We start from the raw sequence: 26,689 nt of genomic DNA, 5'->3' as shown, positions 1-26,689 counted from the left end.
TGATGAAAACCGTCCTCCTGACCGGCTTCGAACCTTTCGACGGCGCCGCCACCAATCCTTCGTGGGAGGCCGTGCGTTTGCTGGACGGCTGGTCCGGTGCGCAGTCGGGTATCCCTTTCCAGGTGGTGGCGCGCGAGCTGCCCTGCGTGTTCGGTCGCTCCATCGAGACGCTGCTCGCCGCCGTCGACGAGCTCCAGCCGGACCTCGTCATCGCCGTGGGCCAGGCCGGCGGCCGTCCCGAGCTCTCGATCGAGCGCATCGCCATCAACGTCGACGACGCCCGCATCCCCGACAACGCCGCGCAGCAGCCGGTGGACGTGCCCATCGTGGCAAGCGGCCCGGCGGCCTATTTCACGACCCTGCCGATCAAGGCCATGGCGGCGGCGATCCGCGCGCAAGGCATCAAGGCCGGCGTGTCGCAGACCGCCGGCACGTTTGTCTGCAACCATGTGTTCTATGCGCTGATGCACCACCTGCGCTCGCACGGGAAGGCGGTAAAAGCGGGCTTCATCCACGTGCCTTTCCTGCCGGAGCAGGCGGCGGCTTATCCAGTGCAGCCGACGCCTTCGATGGCGCTGGACGAGATCGTGGCGGGATTGCGGGTGGCGGTGGAGGTGGCGCTGGCGGTGGAGGTCGACGTGGCGCTCGCCGGCGGCGCCACGCATTGAGCTTTATTCGGCCAGGCCTTTTTGCAGCAGCTCTGCCACCAGCGCATTCATATCGCCCCCGCGTTCCTGCGCCAGGGCTTGCAACTGCTTGACCAGGTCAGCATTGAGCTTGACTGCGAAGGGCACCAGGCCGAGCGCCCGGTCGCGCTCGCGCTGTTCGCGGCGGTCGGGCAGCTGCGCGCCGGCCGTGCCGGAGGGGAGGGCGCGTGGGCCCGCCTGGTTCAACAGTTTTTTGGCATCGGCCTTGGCCAGGTCGGTTCGTTTCATCGTGGTGCTTTCAAAGGTGATCGGGCACGCATTCTAAACAATGCGGCGCCAAACAGCAGCCCGGCAGGCAGCAAGGCCAGCATCGGCGGCTCGTCCACCGGCGGCGGCGAGATCGCAAACCGGGTCTGGTCGGTCCACAGGTAGACCGTGGTGGAGATGTTGAAGGGTGGGCGGAAGCCGGTTTCGCCATGAAAGGTATGGCTCAGGCCAGCGAGGGTCTTGGTGCTGCTGTACGCCGCTTCGTCCGAATAGCTCCATTCGGCGTCGAAGTAGAGCTGGCCGCTGCCGAGTTCATAGCGGAAGTCCTTGAGCGAACAGTAAGCCCCGTTGCAACGGCTGTAGGGATTTTCGAAATAGCTGTAGCCGTTCCACCAGAAGGTGTCGAGTTCGCCGAGTTCGAGCCTGCCATCATGGTCGGCATCGCTGCCGCGGAAGGCGCCGTCGAAGCTGATCCCCGGTTCGAAGCGCCCGGTATCCTGGATGCGAAACCCGGTATAGCTGAATTGCCAGAAGTCCTGGGCCACGGCCGGCAAGGCCACGCTGGTGCAGATGGCGGCGCAGGCCGCAAGAACACGTTTGAACATGATCGGCTCCCTGTTCAGGAAAGCCTAGACCAAAACGCCGCCCGACGCGCTGCCGCACAAGCACCGTGTTGGAATCGGACCACGACAGTAAGAGCGCGCTAGGCGCGGCGGCCGGCCTCTTTCATCAATGCGATGAAGCGGCGTGCGCCGAGTCCCTGCGGACGTTCGCGCGACCACACGATATCGACCAGCAGCTTCAAGGGATTGCTGGCATTGCCGAAGTCGATTTCGCGCACCGTCCCCGCCTTGATCGCCGCCTGCACCATGGCGCGCGGCAGCAATGCCCAGCCAAGGCCGGCCTCGACCAGGTTGAGCGTGGCGAGCGGGCTGTCGGTGCGCCACACATGGCGCGACAGGATGAGGCGGGAATCGTGGTGGCTGCCGTGCCGGCTCGTCATCGCGATTTGCCGCAGGTCGAGCAGGTCTTCGACGCGCAAGGTGCCGGTTCCCTTGAACGGCGCCGCAAAACCGGGCGCCAGGATGGCGACCATCACGTCGCTGCCGACCTCTTCGAACGTCTCGCGCTCGTCCAGGCGTTCGCGCTCGAAGACCATCGCCAGGTCGATGGCGCCCTCGTGCAGCAGACGCAGGGCGTCGGCTTGCGGCGCCGAGAGCACCTCCACTTCCAGCGAAGGGAATTCCTGCGCAAGCACGGCCAGGGGCGCGGTCCACGGGCCGGAGACCAGTTCGGGAACGATGGATATCCGCAGGCGGCGCTCGAGCCCGCGATGCAGCGACAGCGCGTCGGCCTCGAGCTGGCGCAACTGGCTCGCCACATGGCGCGCCCGCGGCTCCAGGGCGCGCGCCGCGTCCGTCGGCCGCGGTTCGCGCGTGCTGCGGTCGAACAGCGGCAGATCGAGCTCGGCCTCCAGTTGCGCGATCACGAGGCTGACGGCCGACGGCACCCGTCCCAGCGCACGTGCGGCGGCAGAGAAGGAGCCGTGATCCAGCACGGCGAGGAAAACCCGGACACTGTCGCTCGAGAAGGGCACGATCTATCAGAAAAACTCAAAGGAGCTGACTTTATACACGAGTAAACCCTGCATAGACTAGCGCCATCGAGTTCAAGGGAGGAAACATGCAAGGCCTGAAACGGAAAATCGTCTTCGTGACGCTGTACGAGGCGATTGCGGTCGCCTGTATCACCGCGGCGATGGTGTGGGTGTCTGGCCAGGGCGCCCTCCACGCGAGCGCGCTGGCGCTCGTCTCGTCGGCGATCGCGATGACTTGGAACTTCATCTACAACACGCTGTTCGAGGCATGGGAGGCGCGCCAGCGGGTGCGCGGACGCAGCCTGGCGCGGCGCATTGCACATGCGCTCGGCTACGAAAGTGTCCTGCTGCTGATAGGCATACCGCTGTTCGCCTGGTGGCTCGAGGTCTCCCTGCTGCAGGCGTGCATGCTCAACGCAGGTTTCATTGTCTTCTTCCTCATCTACAGCTTCTGCTACAACTGGGCGTTCGACCTCGCGTTCGGCCTGCCGAAGTCCGCGCTTCAGTAAGCTTACTCGCCTTCCGGATTCACGATTTTCAAAAACGCCCGCACCACCGGCGCATCGTCCTGGATCGGATAGGTGATGTACAGGTTCGCCGACGGCGGATTGCCCTTGATCGGCAGGAAGCGCACGCCGGGCCAGCCGATGCGGCCGGTGGTTTCCGGCATCAGGGCCACGCCCAGGCCCGCGCCCACCATCGCCAGCAGGGTCTGGGGCTCGGCCGCTTCCTGGAAGATGGTCGGCTGGAAGCCGGCGTTCACGCAGCACTGGACCAGGTAGCGCGGCTCGGCCGACTGGTCGAGGTGCAGGGTCAGCAGCGGCTCGCCGGCGATGTCCGTCAGGTCGATGCTGTCCTTGCGTGCCAACGGGTGCTGGGCGTTCACCGCCACGCAGTAGTTCTCCTGGAAGCAGAGGTCCTGGCGCAGGTTCGCGTGTTTCAGATCGTCCTCGTCGCGCTTGGGTTCGCGCCAGAAGCCGACGTCGATCTGCTTGCCGCGCAGCGCGTCCCACTGCTCGTCCGGGCCGAGTTCGTGGATGGTCCAGGTCACGCGCGGGAACTGGCTCTGGAACTGCTCCAGCAGGCCGGGGATCGGGCCCCACATCGCCGAACCGACGATGCCCACGCGCAGACGTCCGACCTCGCCGCGGTCGATCTGGCGGATGGTGTCGACCGCCATCCGCATGCGGGCCAGCAGCTCGGTGGCCTCCTGCATGAAGGCCTTGCCGGCCACCGTCAGTTCGAAGCTGCGCGTGGTGCGCGCGAACAGGCGCACCCCCAGTTCGCTCTCCAGCTTCATGATCTGCTGCGACAGCGGCGGCTGCGAGATGTGCAGGCGCTCGGCGGCACGGCTGAAGCTTTTTTCTTCGGCCACCGCGAGGAAGTATTTGAGCTGCTTCAGGTCGATCGACATGGGCGTGTCATTCAGCGTTGAGTGCCACGGCCAGCCTGGCGCCGACCAGGGCGTTGTGCTTGACCAGCGCGATGTTGGTCACGAGGCTGCGCCCGCCCGTCAGTTCCTTGATGCGCGCCAGCAGGAAGGGTGTGACCAGCTTGCCCTTCACGCCCTGTGCGTCGGCTTCGCCCAGGGCCTGGGCGATGATGGCGTCGATCTCTTCGCTCTGCATCGCGGATGCTTCCGGCACCGGGTTGCTGACCACCACGCCGCCCTCCAGGCCGAGCTGCCACTTGGTGCGGATGAAGCGTGCCTGCTCTTCCGGGGTGTCGAGCTGGAAGTCGGCCTTGAAACCGCTGTCGCGCGTGAAAAAGGCGGGGAAGGCGGCCTGGCCCACGCTCACCACCGGCACGCCGTGGGTCTCGAGGTATTCGAGCGTCAGGCCGATGTCGAGGATCGATTTCACGCCGGCGCAGACGACGGCGACGCCGGTCTGCGCCAGTTCCTGCAGGTCGGCCGAGATGTCGAAGCTGGTCTCGGCGCCGCGGTGCACGCCGCCGATGCCGCCGGTGACGAAGACTTCGATGCCGGCCAGCTTCGCGCAGATCATGGTGGCGGCCACCGTCGTGGCGCCGAGCTTCTTTTGCGACAGCACGTAGGCCAGGTCGCGGCGGCTGACCTTGATCGCGTCCTTCGACTGGCCCAGCAGCTCGAGCTGTTCGTCGGCCAGACCGATGCAGATGCGGCCGTCGATGATGGCGATGGTGGCCGGCACCGCGCCGGCATCGCGGATCACCTGCTCGACTTCGCGCGCGGTCTGCACGTTCTGCGGGTAGGGCATGCCGTGCGAGATGATGGTCGACTCGAGCGCGACGATCGGCTTGCCGGCGGCGCGGGCGGCCTGTACTTCGGGGGAAAACTGGAGGAAGCTTTGCATGGTTCAGTCCTGGGTGTTCGTGTTCATGAGTGTGTCCGGGGCGAGCCGCGGGTGCACGGTTTCCGGCACGCCGAGCGTCAGCGCCGAGAGTTTCAGCCCGCGCCGGCAGGCCAGTTCGAGGTCATCGCCATCCTGCATCAGCGACCAGCACACGGCCGCCGCGAAGGCATCGCCGGCGCCGGTGACGTCGACCACCTCCGCGCCGTGCGCGTACAGGCGCACGATCTGGTCCTCGCCGGCGCCGCCGCGCGTGTACATCACCCCCTCGGCGCCGCGCGTGACGATCAGGTCGCGCGCGCCCTGGGCCCGCACTTCGGCGATCGCCGCGTCCAGCGCCGTCTCGCTGGCCAGCTCGCGCCCGACCCGCGCCGCGAGTTCGCCGCGGTTCAGGATCAGCAGGCGCACGCCGGACAGATCCTGCGGCAGGCGCGCCATCTTCGGCTCCGACACCGCCACCAGCACCAGCGGCACTTCCGCGCGGCGCGCCTGCGCGACCACGGCATCCACCGTGTCCAGCGGCAGGTTGAGGTCCGCCACCACCAGCGCGCTGGTCGCGATCCGGGTCTGGCTGCTAGCGATGAAGGCCGGGTCGAGGCGGTCGTACAGGGCCATGTCGGCCAGCGCCACCACCATCTCGCCATCCTGGTCCAGCACCGCCGTGTAGGTGCCGCTGGCCAGGTCGGGCAGTTGCAGCGTGCCGCCGGTATCGATGCCCAGGCTCTGCGCATGCGCGAGCAGGGCGGCGCCCGAGCTGTCCTTGCCAGTTGCAGTTAATAAAGCAACAGGCGTGCCCAGGCGCGCGAGGTTCTCGGCGATGTTGCGCGCGACGCCGCCGAAGGATTCGCTCTGGCTGGCCGGGTTCGAGGTGTGCAGGGCGATGCCGGCCAGCGAGCGCAGCTTGCGGTCGAGGTTGGCCGCGCCGATGCAGGTCACGGGACGGCGATCGGGCAGCACATAGGCGCGCCCGAGCAGCTTGCGCTCGCGGATCAGGCCGGCGATATAGCCGGCGACGGCCGAGCGCGACAAGCCCAGGCTGGTTGCCAGCTCCTGCTGCGAAATGAAGGGATTCGCGCGGATCAGCTCAAGCAGCTGTTGTTTTTTTGAGTGCTCGGTCACGGTAGGGAAGGGGTTTAAACAATTGTTTGTGATGTTAAACACTTGTTTGTGGAGCGTCAATGCAAGCATTTCGCTCTTTCGCTGAGACTGCTGCACGATGTATCTGCAAGCGAATATTCAGGATAGCTTATTTATACCTTCTCCATATAAATCGAGCAAAAATTTGGTATTTGCCATACCAATCCACGATAATGCATAGTTTGACTAATTTGGTGCACCGGACTCCCGCTTTCCGTGCAACACCTGCAGCTAGTTCCTCTCCGGTCCATCCAGCAAGACACCTCAATCCAGCAATTCACAAGGAAGCCATTCATGCTCAGCAACACCCCATTCGAAGCCGCCGACGTCATCCGTGCCCGCAAGCCCGGTTTCACGCCGCGTGTGGCGCTCATCCTCGGCTCCGGTCTCGGCGTGCTGGCCGAGCAGATGACGGACGCGGTGGCGATCAGCTACGCCGACCTGCCTGGCTTCCCGATCAGCACCGTGCACGGCCACGCCGGCGAACTGGTGCTGGGCACCCTGGCCGGCGTGCCGGTCGCCTGCATGAAGGGCCGCGGCCACTTCTATGAAGGCTACGGCGCCAGCGTGATGACGTCCGCGGTCCGTACCCTGAAGCTGATCGGCTGCGAACTGCTGTTCGTCACCAATGCCGCCGGTTCGCTGCGTCCGGAAGTCGACGCCGGCAGCATCGTCGTGCTGGCCGACCATATCAACCTGCTGCCGGGCAGCCCGATGGCCGGCCCGAACGACGACCGCTTCGGCCCGCGCTTCTTCAGCATGGCCAACGCCTATGACGCGGAAACCCGCGAACTGGTGAAATCCGTGGCCGCCGAGAAGGGCATCACCGTGCACGAAGGCGTCTACCTGTCGACCCCGGGTCCGCACTTCGAAACCGCGGCCGAGATCCGCGCTTTCCGTACCATGGGCGCCGACATGGTCGGTATGTCGGTGGTGCCGGAAGTGATCGCCGCCCGCCACTGCGGCCTGAAGGTCGCCGGCATGTCCGCCATCACCAACCTGGCCGAAGGCCTGACCCCGTTCCCGCTGTCGCACGAGCAGACCCTGAAGTACGCGGCCATCGCGGCCAAGGACCTGGTCGCGCTGATGCATGCATTTATTGAGCGCCTGGGTACGACCATTAACGTCTAATACGTCGTCCCCGCGAAGGCGGGGACCCAAGTTTGCGTGCGTTTCGACTGCTCTACGAACTTGGGTTCCCGCCTTCGCGGGAACGACGGCAGAAAGAGAGATTATTTATATGTCACGCGCATTCATCCTCCTGCTTGACTCCTTCGGCCTCGGCGCGCTGCCGGACGCCGACAAGTACGGCGACCAGGGCGCCAATACCCTCGGCCACATCGCCGAATGGGCCGCCAAGGAAGGCAAGCCGATGTCGCTGCCGACCCTGGAAGGCATCGGCCTCGGCGCCGCCGCCCACAAAGCCAGCGGCCAGTGGCCGGCCGGCTTCGAGAAACGCGAAGGCTTCAGCGGCGCCTGGGGCGTCGCCCGCGAGCAGTCGACCGGCAAGGACACGCAGAGCGGCCACTGGGAAATCGCCGGCGTGCCAGTGCGTTTCGACTGGGGCTACTTCCCCAAGACCGTGCCGAGCTTCCCGCAAGAGCTGACCGACAAGCTGCAGGAACTCACCAAGGTACCGGGCTGGCTGGGCAACTGCCACGCCTCCGGCACCACCATCATCAACGAGCTGGGCGACGAGCATGTCGCCAGCGGCAAGCCGATCCTCTACACCTCGGCCGACTCGGTGCTGCAGATCGCCGCGCACGAAGAGCACTTCGGCCTGGAGCGTCTGTACGAGGTCTGCGAGGCCGCGTATGAACTGGTCAAGCCCTACAACATCGGCCGCGTGATCGCGCGTCCTTTCGTTGGCAGCAACGGCAACTACAAGCGCACCAGCAACCGCCACGACTACGCCGTACCGCCGATCGCGCCGACCCTGCTGGACCACGTCAAGGACGCCGGCGGCGAAGTCATCGCCCTCGGCAAGATCAGCGACATCTTCGCAGGGCAGGGCGTCACGCAACTGATCAAGGGCGCCGACAACATGGCGCTGTTCGACCGGTTGCTGGAAGTGCTTGATACCGCCGGCGACAAGTCGCTCACCTTCGTCAACTTCGTCGACTTCGACATGCACTTCGGCCACCGCCGCGACGTCGCCGGCTATGCGAACGCGCTGCACGAACTCGACGCACGCCTGCCGGAATTCACCGCCAAACTGAAGGAAGGCGACCTGGTCGTGATCACCGCCGACCACGGCTGCGACCCGACCTGGCCCGGCTCGGACCACACCCGCGAACACATCCCGATGCTGTTCTTCGGCCCGGCCGCGCCCGCACAGGAACTGCCTGTTGCCGACACCTTCTCCGACATCGGCGCAACGCTCGCCAAACACCTCGGTGTCAAACCTCTCTCGAACGGAACTGCCCTGTTATGAGCCCGAACCTCGACTTCAAACGTAATACCGCCATCGGCCTCGACCTGGGCTGGATCAACCACCTGAAGGTCAATCGCAACGCCGCCGACCGCCGCGCCGCCAGCCTGGCGAACCGCCGCACCGTCAAGAAGGACTACCAGGCGGCCTGGCTGGTGAAAGCCATCCAGTGCATCGACCTGACCACGCTGTCCGGCGACGATACCCCGGGCCGCGTCGAGCGCCTGTGCATGAAGGCGATGCGTCCGCTGCGCACCGACCTGATGCAGGCACTGGGCCTGGAGTCGTTGACCACCGGCGCCGTCTGCGTGTACCACGAGATGATCACCCCGGCCGTGCAGGTGCTGAAGGGCCGTCTGCCGATCGCCGCGGTGTCGACCGCCTTCCCGGCCGGTCTGTCGAGCATGGAAACCAAGCTGCGCGAGATCGAGCTGTCGGTGGCCGCCGGCGCGACCGAGATCGACATCGTGATCACCCGCCAGCACGTCCTGACCGGTAACTGGCAGGCGCTGTACGACGAGATGGTGGCTTATCGCCAGGCTTGCGGCGAAGCGCACGTCAAGGCCATTCTCGCCACCGGCGACCTCGTCACGCTGGAAAACGTGGCCAAGGCTTCGTGGGTCTGCATGATGGCGGGCGCCGACTTCATCAAGACCTCGACCGGCAAGGAAGGCGTCAACGCGACGATTCCGGTGTCGCTGGTGATGGTGCGCGCGATCCGCGAATACTACGAGCGTACCGGCTTCAAGGTCGGCTACAAGCCGGCCGGCGGCGTCAGCACCGCGAAATCCGCGCTGCAGTACCTGACCGTGATGAAGGAAGAGCTGGGCAACGAGTGGCTGCAGCCGCACCTGTTCCGCATCGGCGCCTCCAGCCTGCTGACCGACATCGAGCGCCAGCTCGAGCACCACGTGACCGGCTACTACTCGGCCGCCCACCGCCACGCGCAACCTTAAGAACACGGATTCGTCATGCCAACAATTAAAGAGATTCTTCAGACTATGGATTACGGTCCCGCACCCGAAAGCACCAAGGAAGCGCAAGCGTGGCTGGACCAGCATGGCCGCCGTTTCGGCCTGTTCATCGACAACGCCTGGACTGAAGCCAGCGAGACTTTCGGCTCCTTCAACCCGGCCGACGGCAGCGAACTGGCGCAGGTGACGCAAGCCACCAGCGACGACGTCGAGCGCGCCGTCGCCGCCGCACGCCGCGCCCAGCCGGGTTGGGTCGCCATGGGCGGCCACGGCCGCGCCAAGATCCTGTACGCGATCGCCCGCCTGCTGCAGAAGCACTCGCGCCTGTTCGCCGTGCTCGAGACCCTGGACAACGGCAAGACCATCCGCGAAACCCGCGACGCCGACCTGCCGCTGGCCGCACGCCACTTCTACCATCACGCCGGCTGGGCCCAGCTGCAGTCGGAAGAATTCGCCGACTACCGCGCCGTCGGCGTGGTCGGCCAGATCGTGCCGTGGAACTTCCCGGTCTTGATGCTGGCGTGGAAAATCGCCCCGGCCCTGGCTGCGGGCAACACCATCGTGTTTAAACCGGCCGAGTTCACCTCGCTGACGGCGCTGTTATTTGCTGAAATCTGCCAGCAGGCCGGCGTGCCGGCCGGCGTGGTCAACATCGTCACCGGCGACGGCCGCGTGGGCGAAGCCATCGTCAACCATCCTGGCATCGACAAGCTGGCCTTCACCGGCTCGACCGAAGTGGGCCGCATCATCCGTAAAGCGACCGCCGGCACCGGCAAGAAGCTGTCGCTGGAACTGGGCGGCAAGTCGCCCTTCATCGTCTTCGAAGACGCGGACCTGGACGCCGCCGTCGAAGGCCTGGTCGACTCGATCTGGTTCAACCAGGGCCAGGTCTGCTGCGCAGGCTCGCGCCTGCTGGTGCAGGAATCGGTCTACCCGCGCTTCATCGCCAAGGTCAAGGCGCGCATGCAGAACCTGCGCGTCGGTTCGCCGCTGGATAAATCGAACGACATCGGCGCCCTGGTCGATCCGGTGCAGCAGCAGCGCATCCACGGCCTGGTCGAAGCCGCCCGTGCCGAGGGTTGCGAGATCTGGCAACCGGCCTGCGAAGCGCCGGCCGCCGGTTCCTGGTACCTGCCGACCCTGATCACCGGCGCCTCGACCTCGGCCGCCGTGGCCCAGACCGAAATCTTCGGCCCGGTGCTGGTGGCGATGAGCTTCCGCACCCCGGGTGAGGCGGTCCAGCTGGCCAACAACACCGTGTATGGCCTGGCCGCCTGCGTGTGGACCGAGTCGATCAGCCTGGCGCTGGACGTCGCGCCCGCCATCAAGGCCGGCGTGGTGTGGATCAACACCGCCAACCAGTTCGACGCAGCCTGCGGCTTCGGCGGCTACAAGGAATCGGGCTTCGGCCGCGAAGGCGGCAAAGAGGGCATGTACGAGTACCTGACCCCGCTGGCGGAAGACCGCCGCCCGGCCGCCCCGGTCGTCGCCGAGAAGGGTAAAGTCAAGCAGTCGGAAGAGGGCAATCCGTTCGCCGTCGACCGCACCGCCAAGCTCTACATCGGCGGCAAGCAGGCCCGCCCGGACGGCGCCTACAGCCGCGCCATCGCCGGCGCCAACGGCAGCTTCCTGGCCGACATCGCCGAGGGTAACCGCAAGGACATCCGCAACGCCGTCGAAGCCGCGCACAAGGCGGCCGGCTGGTCCAAGGCCACCGCGCACAACCGCGCCCAGGTCCTGTACTACATCGCCGAGAACCTGGCCGTGCGCGCCGACGAATTCGCCACCCGCATCGCCCAGCAGACCGGTTCGAAGAACGCCGCTGCGGAAGTCGCTGCATCGATCGAGCGCCTGTTCTACTGGGCCGCATGGGCCGACAAGTACGACGGCCTGGCGCACCAGCCGCCGATGCACGGCATCACCGTGGCGCTGAACGAACCGGTCGGCGTGATCGGCATCATCTGCCCGAACGAGAACCCGCTGCTGGGCTTCATCTCGCTGGTGGCCCCGGCCCTGGCGCTGGGCAACCGCGTGATCGCCGTGCCGTCGGAAGCGCATCCGCTGTCGGCGCTGGACCTGTACCAGGTGCTGGACACCTCGGACCTGCCGGGCGGCGCGCTGAACATCGTCACCGGTTCGGCCGACGAACTGGCACGCACGCTGGCTTCGCACTTCGACGTCGATGCCGTGTGGCGCCACGATGGTTCCGCCGAGGGCTGCGCCGAAGTCGAGCGCCTGTCCGCCGAGTCGCTGAAGCGCACCTGGACCGGAGGCGCGAAAGGCCGCGACTGGTTCGATGCGAAGCAGGCTTGCGGCAAGACTGTGCTGCAGCATGCGTCGCAAGTCAAAAACGTCTGGATTCCGTACGGCGTATAAGTACCTGTCGGCTTGATATACCGTCATTCCCGCGAAGGCGGGAATCCATACTGAGCCTCCAGGCACACGACGTATGGATTCCCGCGTGCGCGGGAATGACGTTTTGAAGATTACATTTAAGGAAGCACCATGTTCCTCCCCCAAGAAATCGTCCGCAAAAAGCGCGACGGCGGCACCCTGACCAAGGAAGAGATCCAGTTCTTCGTGCGCGGCATCCCCAACGGTGAAGTCACCGAAGGCCAGATCGCAGCGCTGGCGATGGCCGTCTACTTCAACGACATGAGCATGGACGAACGCGTCGCCTTCACGCTGGCGATGCGCGATTCCGGCCAGGTGCTGGAATGGAAATCGCTGGATCTGCCGGGTCCGGTGGTCGACAAGCACTCGACCGGCGGCGTCGGCGACGTCGTCTCCCTCATGCTCGGCCCGATGATCGCGGCCTGCGGCGGCTTCGTGCCGATGATCTCGGGCCGCGGCCTGGGCCACACCGGCGGCACCCTGGACAAGTTCGATTCGATCCCGGGCTACAGCACCGTGCCCGAGCCGGAACTGTTCCGCAAGATCGTCAAGGAAGTCGGCGTCGCCATCATCGGCCAGACCGCCCAGCTGGCGCCGGCCGACAAGCGCTTCTACAGCATCCGCGACACCACGGCCACCGTGGAATCGGTGGCGATGATCACCGGTTCGATCCTGTCGAAGAAGCTGTCGGCGGGCCTGGACGCGCTGGTCATGGACGTCAAGGCAGGCAGCGGCGCCTTCATGCCGACCTACGAAAAATCGGTCGAGCTGGCCGAGTCGATCGTCAAGGTCGGCAACGGTGCCGGCACCAAGACCTCGGCGATCCTGACCGGCATGAACGAGTCGCTGTGCCCGGCGGCCGGTAACGCCGTCGAAGTGCGCGTCGCGATCGACTACCTGACCGGCAAATCGCGTCCGGCACGCCTGCACGAAGTCACGATGGCGCTGTGCGCCGAGATGCTGGTCATCTCCGGCCTGGCCGCGAACCACGAAGAAGCCAACGCCAGGCTGCAGCACGCGCTCGATTCGGGCGAAGCCGCCGAGCGCTTCGCGCGCATGGTGACCGCCCTGGGCGGCCCGGCCGACCTGATGGACAAGCCGGATGCCCACCTGGCCAAGGCGCCGATCCTGGTGCCGGTGCCGGCGCTGGAATCGGGCTACGCCTGGTCGACCGACTGCCGCGGCCTGGGCCTGGCGGTGGTCGCGCTGGGCGGCGGCCGCGTGCGTCCGCAAGACCCGATCGACTTCGCCGTCGGCCTGACCGACCTGGTCGAACTGGGCGACAAGGTCGAAGCCGGCCAGCCGATCGCCATGGTCCACGCGCGCACCCAGGAAGCCGCCGAGCAGGCGGTGCGCCAGGTGCAGGCGGCCTATCGCATCGCCGCCGAAGCGCCGGTTGCGCAGCCGATGATCTACAAGACGATCCGTCCGTAAATACCGTCGTCGTTCCCGCGAAGGCGGGAACCCAAGTTCGATGCGTTTCGACAGCGCATGCAGAACTTGGATCCCCGCCTTCGCGGGGACGACGGTCATTTGGAGTTCCCATGAAATACGAAAAACTCATCGAAGAGGCCCGCGCCGCACGCGAACTGGCCTACACCCCCTACTCGAAGTTCAAGGTAGGTGCCGCGCTGGAATGCAAGGACGGCCGCATCTTCCGCGGCTGCAACGTCGAAAACGCTTCCTACGGCCTGTGCAATTGTGCCGAGCGCACGGCCTTTTTCTCGGCCATCGCCAGCGGCTACAAGCCGGGCGACTTCACAGCCCTGGCCGTGATCGGCGACACCGATGGTCCGATCGCTCCTTGCGGCGCCTGCCGCCAGGTGGTGCTGGAACTGGGTGGGAACGAACTGCCGGTGGTGTTGACCAACCTGAAGGGCGACCTGATGGAAACCACCGCTGCCGCGCAGCTGCCGAACGCTTTCGGCGGTTGGGATCTGCAGAAGTAAACAGCATAAAAAAAACCGCCGTTTTCGCATATCGGAAAACGGCGGCAACTGGGGTTCGACCAGGTTTATTGGAAGGGCTGCGAGTCGAGTTCGTGCACGCGCTGGTGTTCCAGGCGAATGAAAGGACGCGACATGATCAGAAACTTCAACTGGTTCAGATACTTCCTCAGGTAATATTTGTAATTACGACCGTTGCCGATTTTCTTGACCCGTTTTCCCATCGCATCGATGCTGGAAGAAAGACAGACGGGCGCCAGACCGATCGGGTAGGGGACCATGGCTGTCACTGGAAAGTATTGCTCCTGGAAATACTCCCATTTATCCGCCACCACATACACCGGATATAAATTCCGCACCAAAATTTCCGCAGCCGCTTTCGTGATGAAATAAGCGTGCGCATTCACGCCGCGGTAGGCTTCGTAGAGGCAACGGCTGTCGTCGAGCTGGATTTTCGTACTGCCGTCATAGCGCATCACATGGTTCAGCAGCACGGCGACGGGCGCCTGCGCAGCATGGCATTGCGCCAGTTTCGACAGCGTCGCCGGTAAGTCCTCATCGAGAATCCTGGCATCGTCTTCCAGGATCAGCGCGTAAGGAATATCCTCTTCGACCATCTTCCTGTAAATGCTCAAATGGCTGAGTGCACAGCCAATTTCCCCTTTGGACAATTCACGGTTGAATAGCGCAATCGCCTTGTCGCGGTCGTAGGAAGCATCCAGCTCTTCGCTCGACAGGGATTTGCCGTGAACAGCCTGGATGACGGAAAACGGCAACGCCAGATCCTGCAGTTGCTTGCCCAACTGTTCGCGGCGATGCGCATCTTTGGGGAGGCTGATAATAAAAGTCGGGATACTATTTTGGGTATTCAAGGCGCAGCACTTCAGAAAGCTATTATATGCATGTGTTATGAATCAATACGGTGATTGTCGGAAATATGTCGCCATTTGTCCGGAAAATCCCGCTTAGATATACGCATCCGTGATTTCAGTGTTTCCTCGGCGAATTATAAGGTTTGCACGATGTGTCCTGCAACTGTACGTATGCGTCTCGCCTTGAAAATCTGCCCACACCCTCAACATGGTGTCTTATCCGGATATCAATTGAGGAGGCAATGCCATGAGCCCGCAAGATTCACAGATGCTGCACGATTTCCTGAGCCAGCTGATCCAGGCGCGGGGTATCCAGAAGGACCCCGAGGCCGATGCGCTGATCCAGCGCGCGGTCGCCCAGCAGCCCGACGCCGCCTACCTGCTGGTGCAGCGCTCGCTGCTGCAGGAGCAGGCGCTGAACAATGCCAAGGACCAGATCGCGCAATTGCAGAACCAGCTGCGCAGCTTCCAGCAAAACGACAGGCGCTTCCTCGACGCCAACGACTGGGGCAACAGCGGCGGCTCGCGTCCGGCCAATGTGCCGATGCAGCAGGAACGCCGCGAGTATCAGCGCGACCCGCGCGACTATCCGCCGCCATACCAGCCGCAGTACCAGCAGCCGTCGATGATGGGCGGCATGTTCGGCTCGCGCTCGGGTGGCGGCTTCCTGGGCGGCGGCGGTGGCCTGCTGGGCTCGATCGCGGCAACGGCGGCCGGCGTCGCGGCCGGTAATTTCCTGTTCCATGGCCTGGACAACATGTTCCATAACCATGACCAAGGCGGCGGGAATCACCTGTTGAACAGCAATGACTCGAGCAACAATTTGTTCAGCGACCAGTCGGGCAGCGGCCTGGCCGACCAGGCCGGCCTGGGCGACATCGGCCAGTCCTTCCACAGCGGCTCGGGCAATAATCTGCTCGACAGCGGCGGGGGCGACGTCGCCTCGGAAGGCCTGTTCGATAGCGGCCTCGACGATGGTGGCGGTCTGGACAGCAGCGGCGGTTTCTTCGACGGCGACGGGTCCGACGAAGGGCTGTTCGGCTGATGCGAGCGGCCGATCAGGATTGGTCGAGAAACTGCGTGACCTGCCAGGGGTCGTAGGTCCCGACATTCCAGACATGGCCTTCGCGGTCGCGGCACAGGAAGCCGCGGCTGCCGAATTCGGTGTTGGCCGGCTCCTGCAGGATGACCGCGCCGGCATTGCGCGCGCGCTCGCACACGCGGTCGGCGTCCTCGACCTGCAGATAAACGGTCTGGGTCTCGCGGCCGCCGATTTCGTCCGGCTGGGCCAGCAGCCGGCCATATTCCCCTTCGCTGCTGACCGAGCCCAGCATGATCATGCCGCCGTCCAGCGTGAGCTGGGCGTGGGCGATGGCGCCGCCGGCGCCAGGCACCGTCAGCTGGCATTCGAAGCCGAAGACCTCGCACAGCCAGTCGATGGCGGCGGGCGTGTCGCGGTAGCGCAGGCAGGGGATGGCGATCGACGGCATGGCGGCTCCTTGGTCTATGGATGATTACATCTGCTGGAACAGGTAGGTGTGATTACGGCTCACTTCAAGCTCGAACGGATGGCCACGCAGCCTGAGCATGTGACGGCCGCGCAGGTCGCGCGCGACTTCGCCGATGGCGTCCACGCGCACCAGGGTCGAGCGGTGGATGCGCCAGAACTCGTCCGGATCGAGTTCCTCGGCCAGCTCCTTCAGCGTTTTCCGGATCAGGAATTCGGCGCTGGCCGTCTGCACCCGCGTGTACTTTTCGTCCGACTGGAAGAATAGCACTTCGCGCGTGCTCACCATGCGCAGGCTGGCGCCGACCTGGGCCTGGATCCAGCGCAGATAGCCGGTCTTCGGCTTTTCCTGGCCCTTGTTTTCCAGCAGGGAGGTCAGCTTCGCCAGCTGCTGGCCGATGTCCGGCTGGACGGGGAAGGGGGTCTTCATCCGCGCTTTCAGTTGCGCTTGCAGGCGTGCGCAGGTCGTGGCCAGGCGCTCGGCGCTCACCGGTTTCAGCAGGTAATCGAGCGCGCCCTGTTCGAAGGCGTCCAGCGCGTACTGGTCGTAGGCGGTGGCGAACACAATGTGCGAGCGCTGGTAGAGCCGGCGCGCAGCCTCGATGCCGTTCAGCCCCGGCATGCGGATGTCGAGGAAGGCGATGTCGGGTCGATGCTGCTCGCCGAGCGCCACCGCCTCGATGCCGTTCGCTGCCTCGGCGACGATGCGCAGTTCCGGCCAGACGGCGGCCAGGCGCGCGCGCAGCAGGTCGCGCATCGGCGCTTCGTCGTCGGCGATCATCGCGGTCAGCGGCGCTTTCATCGTATCCGTCCCGAATGTCGGCATCACGCGGTCTCCATCATCTTGTAGGGTAGCTTGATCAGGGCACAGGCGCCGCCGGCGGGCGGGGTCTGGATCACCAGTTCGGCGTTCGTCCCATACAGCAGTTGCAGGCGTTCGCGGATGTTGGCCAGGCCGATGCCCTCGTCCGCATGCGGGTCGATGCCGATGCCGTCGTCGCAGACTTCGACATGCAGGGTGGCGCCATCGACGTAGGCACGCACGGTGACGGTGCCGCCGGCGATCTTCGGCTCGAGTCCGTGCTTGATCGAATTCTCGATCAGGGTCTGCAGCATCATCGGCGGGAAGGGCGCGCTGCCGAGGAAGTCCGGCACCTCGAAACGCACCCCGAGACGCTCCTTCATCCGCGCCTGCATGATCGACAAATACGCCTTCGACAGCTCGACCTGCTTGCCCAGCGTGCCGCCGTCGCGGGCGCGCATCTGCGGCAGGGTCGAGCGCAGGTATTCGATCAAGTGGGCATGCACGCGCGCAGCCTCTTGCGCATCGGTTTCGATCAGCTGGCCGATCAGGGCCAGGGTATTGAACAGGAAGTGCGGCTCGACCTGGGCCTGCAACGCCGCCATCTGTGCTTCCATCAGCCGCCGCTCGAGCGTGGCGACGTTGGCCTGCATGGTCGCTTCCTTCGCCACCAGCTCGGCTCTGCGCTTGCCGCCGGCCAGCACCTTCACGCCGAAGGAGATCAGCACATACCAGAAGGCCGGCTCGGGCATGTTCAGGATGATGCAGAACACGATCGCCAGGAACCAGGTCAGGAACAGCTGGCGCCACTCGACCACCGCGAGCCAGTCGAAGAAGCGCCACCACAGCTTGCTGGCTTCGTTGAAGGCGTCGCGCATGAAATCGAGGCCGTGGTTGATCTGGCTGGCGCGCATGGTACAGGCTCCTTATTGCTCGCGCACCGTGCGGCGGCGGTCGATGACGAAGGCGCCGGCGACGATCTTGACGCCCATGAACAGCACGAACAGGAACAGGGCCAGCGGCAGGATGCTGATGACGAACGCCAGCAGGATACAGCAGACCAGCATGGCCGGCCAGGGCATGGCGGCGATAGTGCGGGCGCCGCGGCGGCAGGCGCGCACGATGTCGCGGGCGACGTCTTCCATGCTGTCGCAGAAGGTTTTGAAGTTGGCGCTTTTCATGGTTCGGCACTCCTTTGGTGTTCGTTCGATGGAGTCACTTTAGTCCCGGCACGGGCAGGGTTCCAGCATGCTCCGACGAAATGCGGAAAACATGGGATGACTGGTTTGGAGAACGGATAAATGGACGCGAATCTACGCATAGACGCCGTTGTCAGGGAGATTTAAAATTGCAATTATGCAACCTGCCATGCCACTGAATACTGAACTCCGCATATGAAAAAAATCCCGTTTATCCTTTTTGCTACTGCCGTTTCTGGCTGTGCCAGCACTGCGCCGGCAAAAATCGGCGCCGATACGTACTACGCATCGAAAACCAATACCGCCGGTATGTTCGGTGACGTTTCCGCTGTGGCTGGTGCGCTGATCGTGGAAGGAAACCAGTTTTGCGGGACCATGAACAAAGAGTTCGAGCTGGTAACGCAATCGGTCACACAAAATATTCCTGGGGTGCGCTTTGGCGGGGCATCGATTACGTTCAAGTGCGTGGAACACGCGAAAAGCCCCGTGATGCGGCCGGACAACGGTGTCTCCACCGTCAGGACGAACTGAAGAATCGACACCCATGACCCGCACCGGCCGCCTGTTCCAACTGATGGACGCCCTGCGCGGCAAGCGCCGCCCGGTGACGGCCTTTCAGCTGGCCGAACAGCTCGGCGTGTCCGAGCGCACCATCTACCGCGACATCCAGACCCTGGCCCAGCTCGGCGCGCCGGTCGACGGCTCGGCCGGCGTCGGCTACGTGCTGCGCAGCGGCTTCTTCCTGCCGCCACTGATGTTCGACGCCGACGAGCTGGAGGCGCTGGTGCTGGGTGCGCGCTGGGTGCGGCACCAGGGCGACGCGGCCCTGAGCGAGGCCGCCGCACGCGCCTTGGCCAAGATCGCCACCGCCACCCCGCGCGACCTGCGCGACCACATGGCCGAGACCAGCCTGTGGGTGCCGGCCGGGCCGCAATCCACGGCGCCGGATCCCTTCGTGCAGCCGGCGCGCGAAGCGATCCGCCGCCAGTGCAAGCTGCGCATCGCCTACCGCGACGAAAAGGACGCCGCCTCGGAACGGGTGGTGTGGCCGTTTGCGCTGGCCTACTTCCAGGAGCGCCGTGTGATGGCCGCCTGGTGCGAGCTGCGCGATGCGATCCGCCACTTCCGCATCGACCGCATCGTCCAGGCCGAACTGGGCAAGGAACGCTATCCGACGCCGCGCCATGCGCTGCTCAAGACCTGGCGCGCCATGTACGATATTCCCGACCACTCCTGACAGGATTTGTCATAAGTCTTCATTAACATTGCCGCATTCTCAACCTGAAAGGAGACGGCAATGCAGCTCTACTACCACCCGATTTCGTCCAACGCCCGCCGCGTGCTGCTGGCGGCCGAGCACCTCGGCATCCGGCTCGACCTGGTCGAGGTCAATCTGATGAACGAGGCCGACCGCCGACGGCTCGCCGAAGTCAACGACAACAACAAGATCCCGGTCCTGGTCGACGACGGTTTCGTGCTGTGGGAATCCTGCGCCATCATGCAGTATCTGGCCGACAGCCAGCCGGGGCAGACGGTGTATCCGACCGATCCGCTGGCGCGCGCCGACGTCAACCGCTGGATGTTCTGGGCCTGCCAGCACTTCGCCCCAGCGATCGGCGTGATCTGCTGGCAGCGGCTGTGGAAGAAGATGGTCACCGGCGAAGACGCGGATGCCAACGAGGTGGCGCGCGGAACGAGCGAACTGGCGCGCGCCGCCGCCGTGCTGGACAAGCACCTGGCGACGCGCCGCTGGCTGGTGTGGGACGGCGTGACCCTGGCCGACTATGCCGTGGCGGCGCCGCTGATGTACCGCGAGCGGGCGCGCCTGCCGCTGGACGACTATCCGCACCTGCTGGCCTGGTGCGAGCGCGTGCAAGCCCTGCCGGCGTGGCGCAACACGGAAGCGGTCTGGTAAAAATTTTTTTTCAAATGCTTGTCGATTTCGTTCATGATCGTTCGTCGTCGAAATGGTGTGCGGTTTTGCACTCACTTTTCAACATGGGGATGTCATGAACAAACAGATCTTCGTTAACCTGCCGGTCAAGGACCTGGACAAGTCGAAAGCTTTCTTCAGTGCGCTCGGTTACAGCTTCAATCCGCAATTCAGCAACGACAGCGGGGCCTGCATGGTCATCGCCGAAGGCAGCATCTATGCGATGCTGCTGACGGAACCCTTCTTCAAGACCTTCATCGACAAGCCCATCGTGCAGGCGAAGGAGGCGACCGAGGTGCTGGTCTGCCTGAGCTGCGAGAGCCGGGACGAGGTGGATGATTTGGTGGCCAGGGCGGTCGCTGCGGGTGGGCGCACGCCGCGCGCGGCCCAGGACCACGGTTTCATGTACGCGCACGCCTTCGAAGACTTGGATGGCCACATCTGGGAACTCGTCTGGATGGCCCCGCAGGCTTAATCAACTTAACCAAAACAACGAGGAGATGCCATGAGCAAGCAAGTCATTTTCAACCTGGCGGTCAAGGACGTGGAAAAATCGAAGGCCTTCTTTTCCAGCCTGGGCTTCACTTTCAATCCGCAGTTCTCGAACGAGCGCGCGGCGATGATGATCATCGAGGAGGGCAGCATCCAGGCCATGCTCACTAGCGAGGACTTCTTCCAGTCCCTGACCGGCAAGCCGGTCGCGCAGGCGAAGGAAGCCAACGAGATCGTCATCTGCCTGACCTGCGACAGCCGCGAAGAAGTGGCCAGCCTGGTCGAGAAGGCGGTCGCCGCCGGCGGCCGCACGCCGCATCCGCTGGAGGACGAGGGCTTCATGGTCAGCCAGGGCTTCGAGGACCTGGATGGCCACCTCTGGAATCTGGTCTGGATGAATCCGGCCAGCCGGACCACTCAAGCTTCCCAGTAACGGCGCAGCAGCCCGTAGTTGACCGTATCGGCAAACTCGCCGAACACCAACCAGCGCTCGGGCATGTAGCCTTCCTTCCGGAAGCCGAGCTTTTCCAGCACCCGGCCGGAGCCGATATTGCGCGGGTCGATGTCGGCTTCGATGCGGTTCAGGTCCAGCGCGTCGAAGCCGTGCTGGATGGCGGCGCGCAGGGCTTCGGTTGCATAGCCCTGGTTCCACACCTTGCTGACGAGGGCATAGCCGATCTCGCAGCGGCGGTTCTGGCCGAAGAAGTGGTGCAGGCCCACGTTGCCGATCAATTCGCCGCTGGACAGCAGTTCGATGCCGAAGCGGACTTCGCTGCCGTCTTCGCGGGCGGCGATGATGGCGCGGATCGATTCCTCGGCCTGGGTCATGTCCGTCCAGGGCTCGCGGCTCCAGTAGCGCGCCACTTCCGGGTCGGCGAACAGGGCAAAGTGGGCGGGAATATCGCCCTCGACCATCGGGCGCAGTTTCAGGCGTGGGGTGGTGAGGACGACGTCCTGCATTTCAGGCTCCTTGGTTAGTCAGCGATAGTACCATTGCTGTGATCACGCGCTCGGCTTCCTCGAAGTCCTGGGCCGTCAGCGCGCCGCGGTCCAGCACCAGCGTCATCTGCACCGAAAAGTCCGCATACGACTGCGTCATCGCCCACACCGCGAACAGCAGGTGCGTGGCGTTGACCGGCGCGATGCGGCCATCGGCGATCCAGCGCTCGAACACGGCGATGTCCTGGCGCAGCAGCGGCACCACGCGGTGGCGGATCTGTTCGCCGTATACCTTGGCGCCGCCGATCACTTCCATCGCATACACGCGCGAGGCCAGCGGCTGTTCGCGCGAGAAGCGCAGCTTGGCCGACACATAGGCGCGCAGCACGTCGGCCGGGTCCTGGCTGGGGTCGGCCAGGCTGGCCATGCGCGCCAGCCAGTCGTCCAGCACGTCGTCGAGCACGCGCTTGTACAGCGCCTGCTTGGTCGCGAAGTAGTACATCAGGTTCTGCTTCGACAGCCGGGCGCGCTCGGCCACTTCCTGGATCGTCGTGCCTTCGAAGCCGCGCTCGGCGAACAGGCGCACGGCTTCGCCCAGGATCGTCTTCTCGACGTCTTCGCGATGCTGGACGCGCTTGCCGGGCAGGGTGGCGCCGGCGGGTTCCATGGTGGTCTCGTTGAGTGTGGTCATGGCGATGGTGTCAGAGGCAGGTGCGAAGGAAGGCCAGCAGTTGCGGTTCGGCGGCGTAGGCGACGTTGAAGCGGAACCAGGGCGTGTGCGGCGCCCGTAGGCTGAAGAATTCGCCGGGCGCGAGCAGGATGCCGGCGCGCAGGGCCTGGTCGGCGATGCTGCGTCCGTTCTTCTCCGGCGTCGCCGGCAGGGGCCAGCCGGCGCTGACGAACATGCCGCCGCGCGGGCGCGCCAGCGGCTGCAGGCCGGCTTCCAGCAGGCGCTCCTGGGCGCGCTCGCCGGCATCGAACAGCTGCTGGACCAGGCGCTCGACCTGGCGCCGATAGGCGCGATTGCTGACGGCGTCGAACACGGCGCGCTCGTTGACTTCGGAGGTCGTCAGCCCGGTCAGCATCTTGACGCGCACCAGTTCCGGCATCAAGGAAGCGGAGGCGCAGATCGAGCCGACCCGCAGCACCGGCGACAGGGTCTTCGAAAAACTGCCGATGCGGATCACGCGGCGCAGGCCGTCCATCGCCGCCAGCGAGGCTTCGCCGGCACTGGCGAGTTCGCGGTAGATGTCGTCCTCGACCAGCCAGAAGTCGTACTGCTCGGCCAGCGCCAGCAGGCGGTGCGCCTGGGCCTGCGACAGCGATGTGCCGAGGGGATTCTGCAGCACCGTGTTGACGAACATGAGCTTGGGGTGGTGCGCGGCCGCTTCGCGTGCCAGCGCTTCCATGTCCAGGCCAGCCGCGCCGCGCGGGATGCCGACCGGGACGCAGCCGTGGTGGCGCACCAGGGCCAGCAGGTTGCTGTAACCGGGGTCCTCGACGAACACCACGTCGCCGGGTCGCGTCAGCGTGCGCAGCACCAGGTCGAAGGCGTGGGTCGCGCCATGGGTCAGCAGGATCTGTTCCGGCTCGACCGCGCACAGTTCGTCGGACAGCGTCTTCGACAGGTGCTGCCGCAGCGAGGGAAAGCCGAGCGGATGGCCGTAGCCGCGCAGGCGGCCGGCCGGGATCTTCATCGCGTGGCGCACGGCGTCGAGGATGGTCGATTCGCCATACCACTCGGGCGGCAGCCAGCCGGCGCCGACCGGCAGCGCATCGGACTGGCCGGAATACAGGTCGGGGGTGAGGGCGTCGACTGGTGCGGCGGACGCCGCGGCAGGCGCGCAGGCGGGCTGGGGCGCATCAAGCGCGCAGCGGGCGACGAAGAAACCGGAACCGCGGCGCGAAGACAGCACGCCCAGGTGCAACAGGCGGTCATACGACTCGACGACGGTGAAGGTGCTGACGCCGTTCACTTTTGCGAATTGTCGAACCGATGGCATTTTGGTACCGACGCGTAGTTCGCGCCGATTTACCATCCCGATGATCGCCTCGACGATCTGGTCGACCAGGCTGCCGCGGCGCTGGCGGTCGATGGCCAGCACCGGCCAAGCGGCGGTTTCCCTGTCCAGGACTTCTCGCACGTGTTCCCCAGATACAGCCATCGAGTTTGCCACTGCGTAGCTCCTTCCGGTGCGCCATCGGCAACTGTACAGGCTATGCTACCAGTACGGTTGGCCGATTTCGCCGGTTGTGTATATGTGCCGACCTTGTCTTGCTGACTATTATTGCACGATGATTTTGCCAACTGGTAAATCTTTTGGCCGACCTCAGGGAGAGAGACAGATGAACGAGTCCAAGCCGCAATCGATGTCGTCGTTCTGGATGCCATTCACGAACAACCGCGATTTCAAGGCCCATCCCCGCCTGCTGGTTTCGGCGGAAGGCATGTACTACAAGGACGTCGACGGCAATGCCATCCTCGACGGTACCGCCGGTCTCTGGTGCGTGCCCTGCGGGCATGCGCAGCCGAAGATCGTCGCCGCGGTCAGCGAAATGGTCGGCCAGCTCGACTTCGCGCCGACCTTCCAGATGGGCCACCCGGCCGCGTTCGACCTGGCCGAGCAATTGATGGAATACACGGACCACAAGTTCGGCCACGTGTTCTATACCAACTCCGGTTCGGAAGCGGTCGACACGGCGCTGAAGATCGCGCTGGCCTACCACAAGGCGCGTGGCGAGGGCGGCCGCACCCGCCTGATCGGCCGCGAGCGCGGCTACCACGGCGTCGGCTTCGGCGGCCTGTCGGTGGGCGGCATCGGCCCCAACCGCAAGAACTTCGGCCCGCTGCTGCCGGGCGTGGACCACCTGCCGCACACGCACAACCTCCTCAAAAACGCGTTCTCGCGCGGCGAGCCGGACTTCGGCGTCGAGCTGGCCGACGAGCTGGAACGCATCGTCGCGCTGCACGACCCGTCGACCATCGCCGCCGTCATCATCGAGCCGGTGTCGGGTTCCACCGGCGTGCTGGTGCCGCCCAAGGGTTACCTGAAGCGCCTGCGCGAGATCACCAGCAAGCACGGCATCCTGCTGATCTTCGACGAGGTCATCACCGGCTTCGGCCGCCTGACCACGCCCTTCGCCGCCGACTATTTCGACGTCGAGCCGGACATGATCACCACCGCGAAAGGCATCACCAACGGCACGGTGCCGATGGGTGCGGTGTTCTCGAAGCAGTTCATCCACGACGCCTTCATGGACGCGCCGCCTGGCATCGAGCTGGCGCACGGCTACACCTATTCCGGCCACCCGCTGGCCTGCGCGGCCGGCCTCGCCACGCTGGAGGTGTTCAAGGAGCAGGGCGTGCTGGAAAACGCCAAAGCGATCCAGCCCTACTGGGAAGACGCGGTGCACTCGCTGCGCGGGCTGCCGCACGTGATCGACATCCGCACCATCGGCCTGGTGGCCGGCATCGAGCTGGAGCCGATCGCCGGCAAGCCGGGGGCGCGCGCCTTTGCCGCCTTCAAGAAGGCCTTCGCCGACGGCATCCTGATCCGGGTGACGGGCGATATCATCGCGCTGTCGCCCCCGCTGGTGCTCGAGAAAAAACACATCGACGAGCTGTTCGGCAAACTGGCCGACGTACTCCGCAACCTGGACTGAACAAAGCATCAAGGACATCATGAACGAGACGATCCAACACTACATCGGCGGCCGCGAGGTCGAAGGCAGCTCAGGCCGCCACGCCGATGTCTACAACCCGGCGCTGGGCCAGCCCTGCGCGCGCGTGGCGCTGGCCTCGCCGGAAGACGTCGATGCGGCCGTGGCAGCGGCCCATGCGGCTTTCCCGGCCTGGGCCGCGACCCCGCCGCTGGCACGTGCGCGCGTGCTCTTCAAATACCTGCAGCTGTGCCAGCAGCACGTCGACGACTTCGCCGCCATGGTCACGCGCGAGCACGGCAAGACCTTCGCCGATGCGCAAGGCGAGGTCGCGCGCGGCATCGAGGTGGTCGAGTTCGCGGTCGGCATCCCGCAGATGCTGAAGGGCGAATTCACCGACCAGATCGCGCGCGGCATCGACGCCTGGTCGATGCGCCAGCCGCTCGGCGTGGTCGCCGGCATCACGCCCTTCAACTTCCCGGTGATGGTGCCGATGTGGATGTTCCCGGTCGCCATCGCCTGCGGCAATACTTTTGTCCTGAAACCCTCCGAGCGCGACCCGTCGGCGTCGCTGCTGCATGCGCGCCTGCTGAAGGAAGCCGGGCTGCCGGACGGCGTGTTCAACGTGGTCCAGGGCGACAAGCTGGCTGTCGACGCGCTGCTCGACCATCCGGACGTGCAGGCGCTGAGCTTCGTCGGCTCGACCCCGATCGCCGAATACATCTACGCCCGCGGCAGCGCGGCCGGCAAGCGCGTGCAGGCGCTGGGCGGCGCCAAGAACCACATGGTCGTGATGCCGGACGCCGACATGGACATGGCGGTGGACGCCCTGATCGGCGCGGCCTACGGCTCGGCCGGCGAGCGCTGCATGGCGATCTCGGTGGCGGTGGCGGTGGGCGATGCCGGCGATGCACTGGTGGCGCGCCTGGCCGAACGCACCGCTGCACTGAAAGTGGGCGACGGCATGGAGCAGGGCGCCGAAATGGGGCCGGTGGTCACGCTGGCGGCCAAGCAGCGCATCGAAAAACTGATCGGCGAAGGCGTCGAGCAGGGCGCGACCCTGGTGGTCGATGGCCGCGGCTACCGCGTGGCCGGGCGCGAGGAAGGCTTCTTCGTGGGCGGCACCCTGTTCGACCACGTGCGCCCCGACATGAGCATCTACAGGGAAGAGATCTTCGGCCCGGTGCTGTGCGTGGTGCGCATGCCGGACGTCGGCAGCGCGCTGGAGCTGATCAACGCCAACGAGTACGGCAACGGCGTCGCCGTGTTCACCCGCGATGGCGGCGTGGCGCGCGAGTTCGTGCGCCAGGTCCAGGTCGGCATGGTGGGCGTGAACGTGCCGCTTCCGGTGCCGATGGCCTTCAACAGTTTCGGCGGCTGGAAGAAGAGTTTGTTCGGCGACCACCATGCGTATGGACCGGAAGGGGTGCGGTTCTATACGCGGCACAAGGCGGTCATGCAGCGCTGGCCTAACACGGCGAGTGCTGGCGTGGAATTTGCATTCCCGCAGATGAAGTAAGCACCACCGTCGTCCCCGCGCAGGCGGGGACCCAAGTTCGACG

30 protein-coding genes are annotated in these 26,689 nt (G+C 65.1%); 16 read left to right on the top strand and 14 right to left on the bottom strand.

From position 1 onward, the window contains the following. The first annotated feature begins 2 nt into the window (after positions 1 to 2). Positions 3 to 668, top strand: a complete 666-nt coding sequence (gene pcp / locus NX782_RS14925) for a pyroglutamyl-peptidase I (protein ID WP_258846265.1) — start codon at positions 3 to 5, stop codon at positions 666 to 668. Positions 669 to 671: 3 nt separating this feature from the next. Here pcp and NX782_RS14920 read toward each other — a convergent pair whose 3' ends face one another. From NX782_RS14920 to NX782_RS14910, 3 genes are all read right to left on the bottom strand, one after another. Then, positions 672 to 935 carry a hypothetical protein gene (locus NX782_RS14920; protein ID WP_258846264.1) on the bottom strand — a complete coding sequence of 88 codons (264 nt, stop codon included), beginning with the start codon at positions 933 to 935 and terminating at the stop codon, positions 672 to 674. Then, positions 932 to 1,519, bottom strand: coding sequence for a hypothetical protein (locus tag NX782_RS14915; protein ID WP_258846263.1), 588 nt, complete (start codon positions 1,517 to 1,519; stop codon positions 932 to 934). The genes NX782_RS14920 and NX782_RS14915 overlap by 4 nt, the downstream gene beginning before the upstream one ends. Before the next feature lie 98 nt (positions 1,520 to 1,617). Further along, on the bottom strand, positions 1,618 to 2,511 hold the full coding sequence (locus NX782_RS14910) for a LysR family transcriptional regulator (RefSeq protein ID WP_258846262.1): 894 nt from the start codon (positions 2,509 to 2,511) through the stop codon (positions 1,618 to 1,620). Positions 2,512 to 2,597: 86 nt separating this feature from the next. Between NX782_RS14910 and NX782_RS14905 the strand changes: the two genes are divergently transcribed. Continuing rightward, a complete protein-coding gene (locus tag NX782_RS14905) occupies positions 2,598 to 3,020 on the top strand; it encodes a PACE efflux transporter (protein WP_258846261.1) in 423 nt (140 codons plus the stop codon). A gap of 2 nt (positions 3,021 to 3,022) precedes the next feature. On the opposite strand, the gene NX782_RS14900 is transcribed toward NX782_RS14905, so the two are convergent. From NX782_RS14900 to NX782_RS14890, 3 genes are read right to left on the bottom strand one after another with little or no spacing between them, the layout of a single operon-like run. Then, positions 3,023 to 3,925, bottom strand: a complete 903-nt coding sequence (locus tag NX782_RS14900) for a LysR family transcriptional regulator (RefSeq protein ID WP_258846260.1) — start codon at positions 3,923 to 3,925, stop codon at positions 3,023 to 3,025. Positions 3,926 to 3,932: 7 nt separating this feature from the next. Continuing rightward, on the bottom strand, positions 3,933 to 4,844 hold the full coding sequence (locus tag NX782_RS14895; protein ID WP_258846259.1) for a pseudouridine-5'-phosphate glycosidase: 912 nt from the start codon (positions 4,842 to 4,844) through the stop codon (positions 3,933 to 3,935). Between the two features lie 3 nt (positions 4,845 to 4,847). Beyond that, a complete protein-coding gene (locus NX782_RS14890; protein WP_258846258.1) occupies positions 4,848 to 5,960 on the bottom strand; it encodes a carbohydrate kinase in 1,113 nt (370 codons plus the stop codon). A 312-nt stretch (positions 5,961 to 6,272) separates the two neighbouring features. Between NX782_RS14890 and xapA the strand changes: the two genes are divergently transcribed. The 6 genes from xapA to NX782_RS14860 all read left to right on the top strand — a co-directional run bounded on the left by xapA (position 6,273) and on the right by NX782_RS14860 (position 13,726). Continuing rightward, positions 6,273 to 7,109, top strand: a complete 837-nt coding sequence (xapA, locus tag NX782_RS14885; protein WP_258846257.1) for a xanthosine phosphorylase — start codon at positions 6,273 to 6,275, stop codon at positions 7,107 to 7,109. A gap of 109 nt (positions 7,110 to 7,218) precedes the next feature. Beyond that, positions 7,219 to 8,412 (top strand): phosphopentomutase, encoded by a 1,194-nt coding sequence (locus NX782_RS14880; RefSeq protein ID WP_258846256.1) that lies wholly within the window; start codon positions 7,219 to 7,221, stop codon positions 8,410 to 8,412. Further along, the gene (deoC, locus tag NX782_RS14875) at positions 8,409 to 9,365 is read left to right on the top strand and encodes a deoxyribose-phosphate aldolase (RefSeq protein WP_258846255.1); all 957 of its coding nucleotides are present in this window, start codon (positions 8,409 to 8,411) and stop codon (positions 9,363 to 9,365) included. Before NX782_RS14880 ends, deoC begins: the two co-directional genes overlap by 4 nt. 15 nt (positions 9,366 to 9,380) lie before the next feature. After that, on the top strand, positions 9,381 to 11,759 hold the full coding sequence (locus NX782_RS14870) for an aldehyde dehydrogenase family protein (RefSeq protein WP_370661801.1): 2,379 nt from the start codon (positions 9,381 to 9,383) through the stop codon (positions 11,757 to 11,759). A 129-nt stretch (positions 11,760 to 11,888) separates the two neighbouring features. Next, on the top strand, positions 11,889 to 13,211 hold the full coding sequence (gene deoA / locus NX782_RS14865) for a thymidine phosphorylase (RefSeq protein ID WP_258846253.1): 1,323 nt from the start codon (positions 11,889 to 11,891) through the stop codon (positions 13,209 to 13,211). A 110-nt stretch (positions 13,212 to 13,321) separates the two neighbouring features. Next, positions 13,322 to 13,726 (top strand): cytidine deaminase, encoded by a 405-nt coding sequence (locus NX782_RS14860; protein ID WP_370661800.1) that lies wholly within the window; start codon positions 13,322 to 13,324, stop codon positions 13,724 to 13,726. Positions 13,727 to 13,791: 65 nt separating this feature from the next. Here the strand turns inward: NX782_RS14860 and NX782_RS14855 are convergent, their stop codons facing one another. Further along, the gene (locus NX782_RS14855) at positions 13,792 to 14,595 is read right to left on the bottom strand and encodes a glycosyltransferase family 25 protein (protein ID WP_258846252.1); all 804 of its coding nucleotides are present in this window, start codon (positions 14,593 to 14,595) and stop codon (positions 13,792 to 13,794) included. A 247-nt stretch (positions 14,596 to 14,842) separates the two neighbouring features. Between NX782_RS14855 and NX782_RS14850 the strand changes: the two genes are divergently transcribed. Beyond that, positions 14,843 to 15,640 (top strand): DUF2076 family protein, encoded by a 798-nt coding sequence (locus NX782_RS14850; protein ID WP_258846251.1) that lies wholly within the window; start codon positions 14,843 to 14,845, stop codon positions 15,638 to 15,640. A gap of 13 nt (positions 15,641 to 15,653) precedes the next feature. On the opposite strand, the gene NX782_RS14845 is transcribed toward NX782_RS14850, so the two are convergent. From NX782_RS14845 to NX782_RS14830, 4 genes are read right to left on the bottom strand one after another with little or no spacing between them, the layout of a single operon-like run. Next, positions 15,654 to 16,085 carry a VOC family protein gene (locus NX782_RS14845; protein ID WP_258846250.1) on the bottom strand — a complete coding sequence of 144 codons (432 nt, stop codon included), beginning with the start codon at positions 16,083 to 16,085 and terminating at the stop codon, positions 15,654 to 15,656. Positions 16,086 to 16,109: 24 nt separating this feature from the next. Beyond that, positions 16,110 to 16,928 carry a LytR/AlgR family response regulator transcription factor gene (locus tag NX782_RS14840; protein ID WP_258846314.1) on the bottom strand — a complete coding sequence of 273 codons (819 nt, stop codon included), beginning with the start codon at positions 16,926 to 16,928 and terminating at the stop codon, positions 16,110 to 16,112. Continuing rightward, positions 16,928 to 17,818, bottom strand: coding sequence for a sensor histidine kinase (locus NX782_RS14835; RefSeq protein WP_258846249.1), 891 nt, complete (start codon positions 17,816 to 17,818; stop codon positions 16,928 to 16,930). Before NX782_RS14835 ends, NX782_RS14840 begins: the two co-directional genes overlap by 1 nt. Positions 17,819 to 17,830: 12 nt before the next feature. Continuing rightward, positions 17,831 to 18,085, bottom strand: a complete 255-nt coding sequence (locus tag NX782_RS14830; protein WP_258846248.1) for a hypothetical protein — start codon at positions 18,083 to 18,085, stop codon at positions 17,831 to 17,833. Positions 18,086 to 18,298: 213 nt separating this feature from the next. On the opposite strand from NX782_RS14830, the gene NX782_RS14825 reads away from it, so the two are divergent. The 5 genes from NX782_RS14825 (at position 18,299) to NX782_RS14805 (ending at position 20,961) form a co-directional block, all read left to right on the top strand. Continuing rightward, positions 18,299 to 18,634: a hypothetical protein gene (locus tag NX782_RS14825; RefSeq protein WP_258846247.1), complete on the top strand. Its 336-nt coding sequence runs from the start codon at positions 18,299 to 18,301 to the stop codon at positions 18,632 to 18,634. 13 nt (positions 18,635 to 18,647) lie between these two features. Further along, the gene (locus NX782_RS14820) at positions 18,648 to 19,340 is read left to right on the top strand and encodes a helix-turn-helix transcriptional regulator (protein ID WP_258846246.1); all 693 of its coding nucleotides are present in this window, start codon (positions 18,648 to 18,650) and stop codon (positions 19,338 to 19,340) included. A 60-nt stretch (positions 19,341 to 19,400) separates the two neighbouring features. Then, positions 19,401 to 20,018, top strand: coding sequence for a glutathione S-transferase family protein (locus NX782_RS14815; RefSeq protein ID WP_258846245.1), 618 nt, complete (start codon positions 19,401 to 19,403; stop codon positions 20,016 to 20,018). Between the two features lie 94 nt (positions 20,019 to 20,112). Continuing rightward, positions 20,113 to 20,511 carry a VOC family protein gene (locus NX782_RS14810; RefSeq protein WP_258846244.1) on the top strand — a complete coding sequence of 133 codons (399 nt, stop codon included), beginning with the start codon at positions 20,113 to 20,115 and terminating at the stop codon, positions 20,509 to 20,511. Between the two features lie 30 nt (positions 20,512 to 20,541). Beyond that, on the top strand, positions 20,542 to 20,961 hold the full coding sequence (locus NX782_RS14805) for a VOC family protein (protein ID WP_258846243.1): 420 nt from the start codon (positions 20,542 to 20,544) through the stop codon (positions 20,959 to 20,961). Here the strand turns inward: NX782_RS14805 and NX782_RS14800 are convergent. From NX782_RS14800 to NX782_RS14790, 3 genes are read right to left on the bottom strand one after another with little or no spacing between them, the layout of a single operon-like run. Then, positions 20,946 to 21,488 (bottom strand): GNAT family N-acetyltransferase, encoded by a 543-nt coding sequence (locus tag NX782_RS14800; RefSeq protein WP_258846242.1) that lies wholly within the window; start codon positions 21,486 to 21,488, stop codon positions 20,946 to 20,948. The genes NX782_RS14805 and NX782_RS14800 overlap by 16 nt on opposite strands. 1 nt (position 21,489) lies before the next feature. After that, positions 21,490 to 22,158 (bottom strand): TetR/AcrR family transcriptional regulator, encoded by a 669-nt coding sequence (locus NX782_RS14795; RefSeq protein ID WP_258846241.1) that lies wholly within the window; start codon positions 22,156 to 22,158, stop codon positions 21,490 to 21,492. Between the two features lie 10 nt (positions 22,159 to 22,168). Next, entirely contained in the window at positions 22,169 to 23,611 is a 1,443-nt protein-coding gene (locus NX782_RS14790; protein WP_258846240.1) for an aminotransferase-like domain-containing protein, read from the bottom strand. 202 nt (positions 23,612 to 23,813) lie between these two features. Between NX782_RS14790 and aptA the strand changes: the two genes are divergently transcribed. Both aptA and NX782_RS14780 read left to right on the top strand, forming a co-directional pair. Beyond that, positions 23,814 to 25,130, top strand: coding sequence for an omega-aminotransferase AptA (gene aptA, locus NX782_RS14785; RefSeq protein WP_258846239.1), 1,317 nt, complete (start codon positions 23,814 to 23,816; stop codon positions 25,128 to 25,130). Positions 25,131 to 25,149: 19 nt separating this feature from the next. Further along, complete coding sequence (locus tag NX782_RS14780) at positions 25,150 to 26,646, top strand: CoA-acylating methylmalonate-semialdehyde dehydrogenase (RefSeq protein ID WP_258846238.1); 1,497 nt, start codon at positions 25,150 to 25,152, stop codon at positions 26,644 to 26,646. Positions 26,647 to 26,689: the final 43 nt, after the last annotated feature.

This window comes from Massilia norwichensis (assembly GCF_024753245.1).
GTDB lineage: Bacteria > Pseudomonadota > Gammaproteobacteria > Burkholderiales > Burkholderiaceae_D > Telluria > Telluria norwichensis.
The sequence above is the reverse complement of the archived record's forward strand: the minus strand, read 5'-3'. Positions and strand labels throughout refer to the sequence as shown.